This is a genomic window from Gaoshiqia sp. US2 (assembly GCF_059705485.1).
This window is the reverse complement of sequence record NZ_AP048550.1, coordinates 2,817,643-2,831,002: the sequence shown is the minus strand read 5'-3', so window position 1 is coordinate 2,831,002 and position 13,360 is coordinate 2,817,643. Positions and strand designations below refer to the sequence as shown.

12 protein-coding genes and 1 pseudogene are annotated in these 13,360 nt (G+C 48.9%); 6 read left to right on the top strand and 7 right to left on the bottom strand.

Going from position 1 to position 13,360, the window contains the following annotated elements; genetic code table 11:
• Positions 1-48 precede the first annotated feature (48 nt).
• From AC6H3C_RS11295 to AC6H3C_RS11280, 4 genes are all read left to right on the top strand, one after another.
• On the top strand, positions 49-2,346 hold the full coding sequence (locus AC6H3C_RS11295) for a family 43 glycosylhydrolase (RefSeq protein WP_497520886.1): 2,298 nt from the start codon (positions 49-51) through the stop codon (positions 2,344-2,346).
• Positions 2,347-2,458: 112 nt separating this feature from the next.
• Entirely contained in the window at positions 2,459-4,879 is a 2,421-nt protein-coding gene (locus AC6H3C_RS11290) for a TonB-dependent receptor (RefSeq protein ID WP_497520885.1), read from the top strand.
• A 3-nt stretch (positions 4,880-4,882) separates the two neighbouring features.
• Positions 4,883-5,665, top strand: coding sequence for a PhzF family phenazine biosynthesis protein (locus AC6H3C_RS11285; protein WP_497520884.1), 783 nt, complete (start codon positions 4,883-4,885; stop codon positions 5,663-5,665).
• Positions 5,666-5,805: 140 nt separating this feature from the next.
• The gene (locus tag AC6H3C_RS11280; RefSeq protein WP_497520883.1) at positions 5,806-7,827 is read left to right on the top strand and encodes a thioredoxin domain-containing protein; all 2,022 of its coding nucleotides are present in this window, start codon (positions 5,806-5,808) and stop codon (positions 7,825-7,827) included.
• Between the two features lie 8 nt (positions 7,828-7,835).
• Here the strand turns inward: AC6H3C_RS11280 and AC6H3C_RS11275 are convergent, their stop codons facing one another.
• Positions 7,836-8,036, bottom strand: a complete 201-nt coding sequence (locus tag AC6H3C_RS11275) for a YwbE family protein (RefSeq protein WP_423128203.1) — start codon at positions 8,034-8,036, stop codon at positions 7,836-7,838.
• A gap of 158 nt (positions 8,037-8,194) precedes the next feature.
• Here AC6H3C_RS11275 and AC6H3C_RS11270 point away from each other — a divergent pair, with 158 nt between their 5' ends.
• Entirely contained in the window at positions 8,195-8,632 is a 438-nt protein-coding gene (locus AC6H3C_RS11270) for a hypothetical protein (protein WP_497520881.1), read from the top strand.
• Positions 8,633-8,683: 51 nt separating this feature from the next.
• On the opposite strand, the gene nirD is transcribed toward AC6H3C_RS11270, so the two are convergent.
• Genes nirD through AC6H3C_RS11255 form a run of 3 tightly spaced genes read right to left on the bottom strand, consistent with a single transcriptional unit; the run spans position 8,684 to position 11,094 of the window.
• A complete protein-coding gene (gene nirD / locus AC6H3C_RS11265; RefSeq protein WP_497520880.1) occupies positions 8,684-9,040 on the bottom strand; it encodes a nitrite reductase small subunit NirD in 357 nt (118 codons plus the stop codon).
• A complete protein-coding gene (locus AC6H3C_RS11260) occupies positions 9,041-9,547 on the bottom strand; it encodes a hypothetical protein (RefSeq protein WP_497520878.1) in 507 nt (168 codons plus the stop codon).
• Positions 9,526-11,094 carry an FAD-dependent oxidoreductase gene (locus AC6H3C_RS11255; protein WP_497520876.1) on the bottom strand — a complete coding sequence of 523 codons (1,569 nt, stop codon included), beginning with the start codon at positions 11,092-11,094 and terminating at the stop codon, positions 9,526-9,528. Before AC6H3C_RS11255 ends, AC6H3C_RS11260 begins: the two co-directional genes overlap by 22 nt.
• A gap of 421 nt (positions 11,095-11,515) precedes the next feature.
• Between AC6H3C_RS11255 and AC6H3C_RS11250 the strand changes: the two genes are divergently transcribed.
• Complete coding sequence (locus AC6H3C_RS11250; RefSeq protein WP_497520875.1) at positions 11,516-12,100, top strand: DUF4202 domain-containing protein; 585 nt, start codon at positions 11,516-11,518, stop codon at positions 12,098-12,100.
• A gap of 25 nt (positions 12,101-12,125) precedes the next feature.
• Here AC6H3C_RS11250 and AC6H3C_RS11245 read toward each other — a convergent pair.
• From AC6H3C_RS11245 to AC6H3C_RS11235, 3 genes and pseudogenes are all read right to left on the bottom strand, one after another.
• A pseudogene (locus AC6H3C_RS11245) lies at positions 12,126-12,590 on the bottom strand (HesA/MoeB/ThiF family protein); the annotation flags it as partial.
• The gene (locus tag AC6H3C_RS11240; protein WP_497520874.1) at positions 12,590-13,036 is read right to left on the bottom strand and encodes a molybdenum cofactor biosynthesis protein MoaE; all 447 of its coding nucleotides are present in this window, start codon (positions 13,034-13,036) and stop codon (positions 12,590-12,592) included. The gene AC6H3C_RS11240 and the pseudogene AC6H3C_RS11245, both read right to left, overlap by 1 nt.
• 73 nt (positions 13,037-13,109) lie before the next feature.
• A complete protein-coding gene (locus tag AC6H3C_RS11235; RefSeq protein ID WP_497520872.1) occupies positions 13,110-13,358 on the bottom strand; it encodes a MoaD/ThiS family protein in 249 nt (82 codons plus the stop codon).
• Positions 13,359-13,360: the final 2 nt, after the last annotated feature.

Genomic DNA, 13,360 nt, shown 5'->3' with positions numbered 1-13,360 from the left:
ACCGCCACAGCGTATCGCTTTGGAAACTTCGGGTTGGAAGGCGAAAACATGAACTGGTCGCTGCCCCCGGAGTACAAAGATCTGGTAAAACTGGAAGTTCAGGAGGACGGCACTTGTCAGGTCATTCCAATCAACAACCAGGATGAAACGAAAGAAGTCGTCATTATCGCGGCAACAGATGCCGGTTTGGAGTCGGCAGCAACCCTCACCGTTGCTCCCTCATTCTTACCCGCTCCGGCTTTTCTTGAAGAACCAGTGATCAGCAAGGATATAAAGGGCCATCTGACGGTAAATTATACGCTGGATATGCTTTACGACGACCAATCGCAGATCAGCTGGTACCGCTGCCGCAATGCACAGGGCACAGATCCCATTGAAATCGCGGTATCCCGACTTAATAAACCCCTGAAAGCCTATCAGCTATCTGCCGGTGACATTGGCTATTACATCATGGCCCGTGTTTCACCCAAACATCTGCGTTGCCATCCGGGAAATGCAGAAAAGACCATTTACACCACGACTATTACTCCGGAGGATGTTAATCAAAACCCCCGTATTTTCATTCCCAACCTGGAAAATATGTCAACAGCATATCAACCGGAAGTTTTGCCGGGGTTCTGGGTACTCGACAGTTATGCTCCGACCGATACGCACGAATGGTATTGGGAAGCCGACAACAGCCGCGATCCCTGGTACTACGGACCGGGTGTTGATGGCGCGGCACAAGATACGGGTCTGGTGCAAGCCACCAAAGGGGCGCGACTGCACTACATGCCCGTTGGTGATCAGTTTGGCGATATGAAAATCAGTTTCACTGCTGTGCCTTCCAAAACAGCCGGACAGGGATTCTCCAGCGCCAGGGCGCAATATATGGACATCGGCATCAAAATGGATATTGAGAAGATGACCGGCTATGCCCTGCGCTTAATCCGAACCACCAGATACGGCGATGCCATCGACTTCCTGTTGATGAAATATGAAAACGGCAGCGCAACGCCAATCAGCGATCCGGTGTCGGCCTCGTGCTACCGCCCCGACTGCCGGATTACGGTTGAAACAGCCGGCAATAAACTGAAGGTCCATGCCCTGCATCAGTATGTGGGTTCGGTTTGGGCGCCGGATTTGATCAGGCACAACAACCGGTATTACATTTATTTTCCGGCAGGGGGCACCAACTGGGTAGTCACAGCCATGTCGCCCGAAGGCCCCTGGTCCGATCCGATCGACCTGAAACTGCCCGGATTTATCGACCCCGGCCACGTGGCGGACCACGATGGAAACCGCTATTTGTACCTGTCGAAAGGTTATATCGTGAAACTTACCGAAGACGGATTGGCAACCGAGGAAGAACCGGTATTCAATTACGAAGGATGGGAATTCCCAAAAGAATGGAGTACCGAGTGTTTCTGCCTCGAATCGCCCAAATCAACCGTGAAGGACGGCTATTTCCATCTGATTGTTGCCGAAGGAGGCACTGCAGGGCCGGCTACATCGCACATGGTGGTTTCAGCCCGCTCAACATCGCCTTACGGCCCGTTTGAAAATTCGCCCTACAACCCGGTTGTTCATACCGAAAGCCGTAACGAACGCTGGTGGAGCCAGGGCCACGGCACGCTGGTAGACGATGTTGACGGCAACTGGTGGATCATGTACCACGGTTACGAAAAGGGCTTTCATACGCTGGGACGCCAAACGCTGATGCTGCCCATTGAATGGACTTCCGACCAATGGTTTCGGGTTCCGGAGGATGTAAAAAGTGAGGATTTAATTCGCAAACCGGCCGGAAAACCATCAGAAAACAGAACAGCCCTGTCGGATAATTTCGAAGGCACTGAATTGGGGCTGCAATGGCAATTCTTCAAACTTTACGAACCCGAACGCGTGACTGTGGAAGATGGCAGGCTGACGCTCCGGGCCAAAGGAAAATCGTTTGATGAAAGCTCTCCCCTGCTGGTTAACTCGTCCGACCGGCATTACGAAGTGATGGTAGAATATACGATTGAGGATGATGTTACGGCTGGTTTATGCCTGTTTTACAACGAAAAAGGCAACATGCGCATTGCCGTAAACAAGGACCAGTTTACCGTATTTAACCAGAAAAGCGCCAAAATCAGGGTAAAGAACGAGTTGGGCAACCACGGCTTCCTGCGTATTCTGGATGATGAAAATGAAATCAGCTTTTACTACAGCGCCAATGGCTCCGACTGGAACCGGGTAGAACGCAGCGTTGATGCCACCGGATTCAACCACAACGTGTTTGGCGAATTCCTCAGTCTGCGGGCTGGCGTGTATGCTTTTGGCGAGGGAAAGGCTACGTTCGCCAATTTTGTTTACAACAAACTGTAACCGGCACAACAAGGTTTGCTGTTTCTTAAGGCTTTCCTTTTGCAAAATTCATGTAAATTGCACAATTAAACGATGGCAAAACAGTTAAATCCTAAATTAGTATCGAGTGGGCATGCGCGTAGTTATCCGGTTCCTTTTCCTGTTTTTAATCGTTCAGTTTACTGAGTATTCCTTCGGACAAAGTAACAATGCAACTGTTTACGGTAAAGTAACCGGCGCAAATGGCCAGGTCATTGATCTGTCCAATATTTCCATCAAAGGATTTCCACTGGGAACCGTATCCGATCAAAAAGGAAATTACCTGCTCCGTATCCCGGCGAAACGTAAAATCACCCTGGTCTTTTCTGTCGTGGGTTATGTAAGCTTCGAAAAAGAAATTTTGGCAGAAGAAGAACAACGGATTGAATTAAACGTGACGCTTTTGGAAGATACCAGGAAAATTGAGGAGGTCAGAATTGATCAGCAGCGGAAAGGACAGACAAACATCGCGCAAATTGACCCTCATTTGGCCAGTAAGCTGCCCAATGCCGGCGCAGGCAGCATTGAGGCGCTTCTGAAAACCCTGCCCGGCGTATCGTCAAACAACGAGTTAAGCTCGCAATACTCGGTGCGCGGCGGAAATTTCGACGAAAACCTCGTGTACGTGAATGACATTGAAATTTACCGCCCTTTCTTGGTCAGGGCCGGCCAACAGGAAGGGCTCAGTTTTATCAATCCCGACCTGGTTTCGTCGGTCAGTTTTTCGGCCGGCGGGTTCGATGCCAAATACGGCGATAAAACGGCTTCGGTACTCGACATCAAATACCGCCGCCCCACCGGGTTCGGAGGTTCCGTATCGGCCAGTATGCTGGGCGGTTCGGTTCATGTTGAAGACAACAGCAAAAACAACAGGTTAAGCTATATCGGCGGGCTTCGTTACAAAACCAATTCGTACCTGCTAAACAGCCTGGACGAGTCAGGAGAATACGACCCCCGTTTTACCGATATTCAGGCTTATGTCAGCTACCGCATTTCAAGCAGTTTCGATCTGTCGTTTCTCGGTAACCTGGCCCGGAACGACTATCATTTTGTACCCAAAACCCGCGAAACAACCTTCGGCACCTGGAGCCAGCCGCTGCAAACAAAAATTTATTTTTCCGGTCAGGAAAAAGACAAGTTTATGACCCAACTGGGGGCGCTTTCGGCCAACTTTCATCCAAACAGCCAGTTAAGCCTGAAACTAATCTCCTCGGTTTTTGAAACCGAAGAAGAAGTCAGTTACGATATTTTAGGCAAATATTACCTGAACGAACTGGAGCGCGATTTGGCCTCGGGGCAGTTCGGCGACAGCGTATTAAACATCGGCATCGGCAGCTTTTTAAACCACGCCCGCAACAAACTCAACGCCCGCGTGGTCAGCGTGGCCCATAAAGGCGCCTTCAATTCGGATAAACATCTGCTTAACTGGGGAATCGATTTTCGATCGGAAAAAATTACCGACAAAATACACGAATGGGAAATGCGCGACTCGGCAGGCTATTCGCTGCCCTACTCCGGCAGCGACATTCAGCTTTACCGGACCGTGCACACCAACAATCACATGAATTCCATCCGGGCCTCCGCTTACCTTCAGGATACTTACCAGGTTCCGCTAACTGCCGGCGAGTTATACCTGACAGCCGGAGTCCGCGCCGGTTATTGGGATTATTCGGATGAATGGCTGGTAAGTCCGCGGTTTTCCATCAGTTACTTTCCCGAATGGGAGTCGCGGTTTGTTTTTCGCCTGTCGGGCGGAAGCTACCGGCAGCCTGCTTTTTTCAAAGAGTTGAAAGACCGTAACGGGAACGTTTACCCCGATACGAAAGCGCAGAATTCACAACAAATTGTACTGGGTGCCGATTACATCTTCAGGGCCTGGGACCGGCCTTTCAAGCTAAGTTCGGAGCTGTATTACAAATACTTTTCTCATTTAGTCCCCTATCAGGTTGAGAATGTGCAAATCCGTTACCTCGCCGACCAACAGGCAACAGGTTACGCTGCCGGCCTCGACCTGAAAGTAAACGGCGAATTTGTCAGCGGTATCGAATCGTGGGCCGGTATTTCACTGCTGCAAACCCGTGAAGATATTCGGGGCGACGGGCACGGCCTGATTCCGCGGCCAACCGACCAGTTTCTGAACATCAGTCTGTTTTTTCAGGATTACCTTCCCGGAAACCCGTCATACAGCCTGCACCTGGCCGCCTTTTACGGATCGCGTCTGCCAACCGGACCTCCCAACTCGCAACGTTATCAGGACGTTTTTCGCATGCCGCCTTACCGCCGTATCGACCTGGGGCTCTCCAAAGTGTTGATTGGTCCGGAAAGTCAATTCCGAAACAAAAATATCCTGAGCTCAGTAAACGATATGTGGCTGACCCTTGAAATACTAAATCTGTTGGGAATTAACAATACGGTTTCTTATTTTTGGGTGAGCAGTAATTACGGCGACATGTTTGCAGTCCCCAACTATCTTACTGACCGGAAAATAAACCTCAAACTAACTGTTAAATTTTAAACAATGAAACTGCCCCTATTTCAGGTTGACGCCTTTGCCGAGAAACTATTTAAAGGAAATCCGGCTGCCGTGGTACCCTTGGAAAATTGGCTGGACGACCAATTGATGCAGGCCATTGCGATGGAAAATAATTTGCCCGAAACCGCCTTTTTTGTTCCAACGCAATCGGGTTTCGAAATCCGCTGGTTCACCCCCAAGGCCGAGGTAAAGCTGTGCGGGCACGCCACCCTGGCAACTGCCCATGTCATTTTCGAAGAAGCGGCATATCCATACGATGAAATTGCTTTTGGAAGTAAGAGCGGATTACTGCATGTAAAAAAAACAGGCGATTTACTGCAGCTTAATTTCCCGGCCGACAAGCTGTCGCCGGTTGATGTTCCCAACCTGATCATCAAAGCGTTGAAAAAATTACCCGAAGCCTGTTTTAAAGGAAGAAGCGACTATCTTTTTGTTTATTCGTCAGAGAAAGAAATCAGGGAGATGAATCCCGACTTCGCCATTTTGGCCAAGGCTGATATACGGGGGATCATTGTTACGGCGCCGGGCGATGAAGTTGACTTTGTAAGCCGCTTTTTTGCCCCCAAGGTTGGCGTGAACGAAGATCCCGTAACCGGATCGGCTCACACCACGCTCACTCCCTACTGGGCAAAACGAACGGGCAAAACAACATTTAAAGCGCGCCAGCTGTCGCAACGCGGAGGCGAACTGATCTGCACCCTGCAAGACGACCGGGTATTGATTGCCGGAAAAACGAAAACCTACCTGCGCGGCGAAATATTTGTTTAACCGGGGCATTCATCCAAATCTTCTGCAAAGGTATTTCACCCTTGCAGAACCGTTACTTTCAAGACCTCCCTCTCTCCTAAGAAACAAAATCGAACCCGATTGCCCGGCAATTGTTTACCTGACAACAGGAAAACAATAACATGGAAAAATACCGGCATACCAACAAGCTCATTCACGAAACATCGCCCTACTTACTGCAACACGCTCACAATCCGGTCAACTGGATGCCCTGGGGCGAAGAAGCGCTCCTTCAGGCTAAAACCGAGAACAAACTGCTGCTCATCAGCATTGGCTACGCGGCCTGCCACTGGTGCCATGTCATGGAACACGAGTCATTTGAAGATGAAAGCGTGGCAACCATCATGAACGAACACTATATTTGCGTCAAAGTTGACCGGGAAGAACGCCCGGATGTTGACCAAATTTACATGACGGCTGTTCAACTGATAACACAGCGCGGCGGCTGGCCCCTAAACGCAGTGGCACTGCCCGATGGAAGACCGATTTGGGGAGGAACCTATTTCCCCAAAGAATCGTGGGTCAATGTCTTACAACAAATTGCCGGGTACTACCGGCAAAATCCGGAAAAAACCGAAGAATATGCCGAACGTTTAACACAAGGCATTAAGCAAAACTCCATCGTCCCCATCAGCAACGAGGCATTCCCAATCGGATTAACACAAATCGGCAAAGCCGTCGGTTCGTGGCAAGCGGCATTTGACATGGAGGAAGGCGGCAGCCGGGGAGCGCCCAAGTTTATGATGCCTGTTAACCTGTTGTTTTTACTCCGCTGGGCGCATCAGCAAAACGACCACATCGCGGAAACTTTCGTTCAGATCACGCTTGAAAAGATGGCGCTGGGCGGGATTTACGACCAGGCAGGCGGCGGATTTGCGCGTTATTCGACCGATTCGTCGTGGAAAGTCCCTCATTTCGAAAAAATGCTTTACGACAACGGGCAGTTGATCAGTCTGTATTCCCATGCTTTTCAAAAATTTAAGGATCCGTTGTACCAGGAGGTAGTTGCCGAAACCATCGGCTGGTTAAAACGTGAAATGCTTTCGCCCGAAAATGGCTTCTATTCGTCACTCGATGCCGACAGCGAAGGCGAAGAGGGCCGGTTTTACGTCTGGCAAAAAGCCGGGCTGGAAAAGCTGATTGGTGAAGACTTTGACCTGTTTGCCGATTATTACCAGGTAAACCAAACCGGTTATTGGGAAGACGGCAACTACATTTTGCTCCGAAAGGAAACCGACCCGGTCATTGCCCGGAAACATGGCATTAACATCACACAAGTAAAAGAAAAGGTACAGCGCTGGAAAACAAAACTCATGGAAATCCGCAGCAAACGGATACGCCCCGGATTGGACGACAAGATCCTGACATCGTGGAACGCCCTGGTGATCACCGGCCTGACAGATGCATACCGGGCATTCGGCGACCCCGGATACCTGCAACTGGCCGAGCAGAATGCCCGGTTCATTTCCGGCAAGCTGGCAACAAAAGAAGGCGCCTTGCGGCATTCATACAAAAACGGAATCAGTAAGATTGATGGTTTTCTGGAAGATTATGCCCTTTTTATCCAGGCATTGATTGCCCTGTTCGAAGTCACCGGAATAGAAGCCTACCTGCACGAAGCCAACGAACTGACCGAAACCGCTTTTGAACAGTTCTTTGATGCCGAAAAAAACATTTTCTACTTCAGTCCGGCCGGAAAAACAGACCTGATCAACCGGAGCATTGAAGTGTATGATCAGGTGGTTCCTTCGTCGAACTCGGTGATGGGCGCCAACCTGTTTAAGCTGGGGCATTTGCTCGAAAAGAACAACTACCTCCGGGTAGCCAAAACCATGCTCGAAAAAGTGGGTGAAAATGTGGTTCAATACCCGTCGGGACATGCCAACTGGCTAAACCTGGCGCTAAACTTTGCCGGCTCCCAATTTGAAGTGGTCCTTGCCGGACCGGACGCCGGACACATCAGCCGGGAACTGCAACGCCACTATTTGCCCCACTGCCTGTTTGTCCCGGGAGAAACGGAAAGTCTGCCGCTGCTGAAAGGCCGGCTGAAAAAAGATAAGACGTTAATCTACGTATGTCAAAATAACCGGTGTTTACTTCCTGTTGAAAAACCGGAGGACGCTCTTCAGTTGATTTCGGGATAAGCGGTTGGTTAATCGTCTTCCAGAATATTTTTCACACGTCCTACCTCGCCGGTTTCCAAACGAACTTTAATACCATGCGGATGGGTAGGTGATTTTGTCAGGATTTGAGCCACGTAACCTTCGGTCAGTTCACCGGTGCGCTGATCCTGTTTTTGCACTATCTCCACATGGCTTTCGATTTTAATATCCGAGCGTTTTCTTCCGTCCATCTGTTCTGTTTTTAGGCGGGCAAAGTAACAACTATTCCGTAAAAATGAAAGCGATGTCCGTCATTAAAAGAACCGAAGGGAACGACAGTTCAACCCTACTTTGATTGCATGACGAAATTCCGTAAATTGCTTAATCTAAATCTTTAAATACTAGCGATATGAAAAAAATTCTATTCGGAGGTATCGCAGGAGGAGTTGTTTTCTTCTTGCTTGGATGGCTGTTTTATGGCTTTCTTTTTGCCGGTTTTATGGCCGATAATGCCGGCTCGGCCACTGGTGTTGCCAGGGAAATGGACCAAATGGAAATGTGGGCATTAGCGCTGGGAAACCTATTATGGGGCTTTCTGCTGGCTGTTATCTTCGGAGTTTGGGCAAACATCCGAACCTTGGCTGCGGGGGCCAAAGCAGGAGCGATTCTGGGCCTGTTGATGGGAGCCAGTTTTGATCTGATCATGTACGGTACCTCTAACCTGATGAACCTGACGGCCGTATTTGCAGATATCCTGATCATGATCGTCATCACAGCCATCGCCGGGGCCGTGGTTGCCATCGTCCTGGGACCCGGAAAAACAGCAGAAACGGCTGAACCTGTATAAGCGAATAATTTGACCTTTAATTGGCCTGTCATGTTGGTAAAGTTTTTCGGATTACACAATCCCGATATAAACGTAGCCATCCTCAACTTTTACCGGGTAGGTTTTCAGTTGGTAACCTTCATCGGTCAGGCATTTGCCATCTTCGAGCGAAAAGCTGCGTTTATGAAACGGACAAGCCACTTTGGGATGTCCGTCAGCATCTCCGGTCAGCCCCCTTGAAATGGCCATTTCGCCTTTATGCGGGCATCGGTTTTGAGTAGCAAACCATCGGCCTTCATTGGCAAAATGGAATACCGCAATCTGTTCGCCCTTCACTAAAACTGCTGCTCCCCCGTTTTCGGGGAATTCTTCCACAACAGCTGTCTGAACCCATTCTTTTACCTGGGTTTGTTCTTTTACGTTTTTCATTTATTCTGATTTGGCGGGGATTTTCTGATTCCGCAGTGGCATAAATTTGATTGTATCATCGGATTGATCTGAGTTCACAAAATGGCGGAATTTCTTTCGCAGTTCCGGGTTACGGACAACGGCAGTCCATTCGCACTGATAATGTGAAATCAGTTCTTCCATCTCCTTTTCCAGCTTTTCAGCTATGCCGAGCGAGTCTTTCACAATGACATCCTTCAGGTAAGCCAGTCCACCCTCCAGCCCGGCCAGCCATTTTGAAGTCCGGGTAAGAGGACCGGCGGTTTTGATGTAAAACATCAGAAACCGGTCGATATACCTGATTACCGTTTTCTCGTCAAGATCGGAGGCCAGCAAATCGGCATGCCGCGGATTGGCGCCGCCGTTTCCGCATACAAAAAGGTTCCAGCCCTTCTCGGTGGCAATAACGCCAAAATCTTTTCCGCGGGCCTCAGCGCATTCGCGTACACAACCCGAAACGCCGCCCTTCAGTTTATGCGGGGAACGCAATCCTTTGTAACGGTTTTCAATAATCCTCCAAAACTTTTAATTTCATTTACTTTGATTAAATCGTACAGTTCCTGGCGAGAATAGCTGAAATGTTCGCAAATGGTTTGACGGATCTCACGTCCCTGCGCTTTCATGTAAACGGTAAGCAAATCGTCGAGCATGGGCATGCAGCCGCCGCAGCCGGTTCCTGCTTTTGTACATTTTTTGATCAGTGGAACAGCTTCGGCTCCTTCGTTCTCAATGGCGTTTAAAATGGCGCCTTTGCTGATGTTTTCGCACGAACAGATACTCGCGCTGTCGGGCAAATCGGCCACACTGATTCCGGCTGCACCCTCGCCGTTGCGAACGCCCAAAATAAAATCTTCGGGGTTAGGCGGCAGAACCATTCTGTTGGTTACCACTTGCCTGAGCAAGTTATACTCTTCGGCCTCGCCAACAAGAATACCTCCCAACAGATACTTTCCGTCTTCCGACAAATTCAGGCGTTTATAAATTCCGCGGGCCTTATTTTCATAGACAATGGTTTTTACCTTTTCATCCTGAATGAGGGCATCGCCAAAGCTGGCCACATCGGTACCGATTAGTTTTAGTTTTGACGATAGGTCGAAGCCGGGAAATTCCGCCTCTGTCCCCTGAAGATTTTTTACCAGGACTTCAGCCATTTCGTAACAGGGAGCCACCAGCCCCCAAACCATGTTGTGAACAACCACGCACTCGCCAATGGCAAAAATAAAGGAATCGGTCGTTTCCATCTTGCTGTTCACCACAATTTCGCCCCGGGGATGTACCTCGAGCCCGGTAGCCCGGGCCAACTCGTCGCGCGGGCGAATACCGGCCGAGATTACCAGCAGATCGGCGTCGATCCGTGAGCCATCTGTAAATTGCAACCCTTCCAGTTTGCCGTTTCCAAGAATAGTTTCCGTGCTCTTATTTAGTAAAACTTTCAGGTTAAACTTCTCCAGCTTTGCCTTCAGGATTTCTGCGCCCTGGGCATCGAGCTGACGGGGCATCAGGCGTGGAGCAAACTCGACAATACTTGTTGGAAGCCCGTCATCCAAAACCGCCTTGGCCGCTTCGAGCCCCAGTAACCCGCCTCCGATGACCACCGCATTTTTAGCTTGCGGAATGTACTTTTTGATGTTATCAATGTCATCAAATGTGCGGTATACAAACACCCCCTGCTTATCGATGCCGGCAATTGGCGGGACAAACGCAGAGGATCCGGTAGCCAGAACCAGCAGATCGTACGAATAAATCAGGTTTTTCTCAGAAACCACCGTTTTGGTTTCGCGGTTGATCGCTGTAATTTTTTCGTTTGTCAGCAGGCTTATGTTGTTCTCCCGGTACCAACCGGCAGGAGCCATAAGCAATTCGGAAGGAACTGTGCCTGTATAGTACGAGGTGAGGTGCACCCGGTCGTAAGCCGGGTATTTTTCTTCTCCAAAAACAACTAATTCGTAGTCGTTTGCCAGGGGTGATGCGGCAAATTTTTCACAAAACTTGTAGCCGGTCATCCCATTCCCGATTAATAAAATTCGTTTTTTCATATTGTGGCTATTTTAAATTTTCTATTTTTTTATGATGGGGATCTATGATAAATTATTCCAGTTCTTTTGCGGGTTGAAATCTTTTGATATGGGTTAGCGACAGCGTCGCAGAATATTTGTAGAAATTTTTAATGATGTATAATCATGAGGTGCAGCGCACCGAAAATATTGGCCGTTATTTCGGTGCGCTGCACCTCAGAACACCACGTTCTATTTTTTTCTACAAATATTATGGTGCTCCGCACCAACGAATAACATATTTTTTTGTGATAAGATTCTTTTCATGAATTGGATTTATTTATTTCATTTCCCCTAAAATCAGAGCGGTTATTGGCCCTGCAATTTCTTTAGTGCCAGCATATCCTTTTTCAGGAATCAACTTTTATAGTTCCATCGTGTTAAATCAAAAAAACAGTATCTCATGTACAGCTCAACTTTTCAATCAGCAACGGAAGCTTTGAATGCCGCCCATCTTCAAGACCCCAACATGGAACTGAATGGTTCCGAACCTGTTCCGGCCGAGTGGCTCTACATCAGCCGGCTTTTGAATTGTCTGACACGTGTCTATCCCGATGCGTCGGAGCCGTTGACTATTGCTGCATATTGTCAGCATTTGTATCGCTGGGAGATTAAGCGGACCAGTTACCCCAAAGGGAAAACCGGCTATTACCAGTGGCGAAATTTTCTGGCCGGCTACCAGGCGGAGAAGGCTGTCTCCATCCTGAAATCCAGCGGATACGATGATGATTTTATTTCGAAAGTACTTGGCATCCTGAACAAACTGAACATCTACAGACTCGAAGAATCGCAAAAGCTGGAAGACGTGGTTTGCCTGGTTTTTCTTGAACATTACCTGAATGATTTCATGCATGAAAAACCGGAAGCACAACTGATTCAGATTGTGCAGAAGACCTGGAACAAAATGTCGGAGCATGGGCATCATGTTGCGTTACAGTTAAACTTGTCCGAGCCAACCCGGCGAATGGTGGAGCAAGCTTTGGGTTAAATACCGTCACCTGCCCTTCGTAATTCATCACCGAGGCATATACCAGGGGTTTGTTTAACCGTTCCGTTTCGCGTCCCAGCAATTCGCGGGTTGCAAAATTATCGGAGCAGTCGGCCACCAGGTCATATTTTCCGATCAGTTCACCGGCATTTTCAGCATTTAGCCGTTGATCGCAGGCCTGAATTTCCACCTCAGGATACAAATCCCGGAGCCGTTTTGCAGCCACCTCAACTTTTTTCTGTCCAAGTTGAGCCGTTGTGTACAGTACCTGCCGTTGCAAATTGGAGAGGCTCACCACATCGTCATCGACAATGCCTAAAGAGCCTACTCCTGCAGCTGTCAGGTAAATGAGTAACGGGCTACCCAGTCCTCCGGCCCCAATCACCAGCACCTTTGCATTTTTCAGTTTTTGTTGGCCGCTTTCTCCAATTTCCTGAAGCGACAGGTGGCGCGAAAAGCGGGTATATTCTTCTGTAGTCAGTGTTTTCATCAGGCAGGAGTATGGGCATGGGAATGAATATGACAATCACAATTCCGGCCCCATTCGCTGGTGCCGTCTGTATAAAATTCATGCTTCCAAATGGGTACCTCATTTTTCACCCGGTCAATGATATAGCGGTTGGCCTCGTAGGCTGCCGCCCGATGGGCCGATCCGGTAATCACCACCACAGCGCAAGCCGAAATGTCAACCGGTCCCAGGCGATGTATGCAAACCGCTTTGTTCAGCTTCCATTTTGTTGTCGCTTCGGCCAAAATCTGCCCAATCATTTTTTCGGCCATGGGTTCGTAAGCTTCATACTCGAGACGGATAACCGCTTTGCCGTTGTTGTTATCGCGGACTTCGCCGCTAAAAAGCACAACTGCCCCGCTGTTTGGGTCTCGAAAATCGTCGAACACGTCGGAAAAGCAGATCGGCGTATATTGAATATGCTTCATCTGTTAATTATCATTAGGCATTCGTAAACTGGTCATTGATTGTGTACTGCAACTGAAAACTGTCAACTTCTTCTCAACCGCCGCTTGAGGGCGGAATCAGGTATACCGGTTCATCGGTTGTCTTCAGGTCGGTGAGCGGCACGAAGCACTCATTGACGGCAATCCGGCAGTGATCCAACAGATCAGCAGCTTCCGGATTAAGCTTCTTCAGTTCGTAAATAACCGAATGATACGCTGCCGGCAGTTGAAGCCGGATGTTCAACTGCGGGTCAAAAAATTTCCGCAGCGCGGCAAAACAGGTAATTTGAATTTGTGTTTCCATAT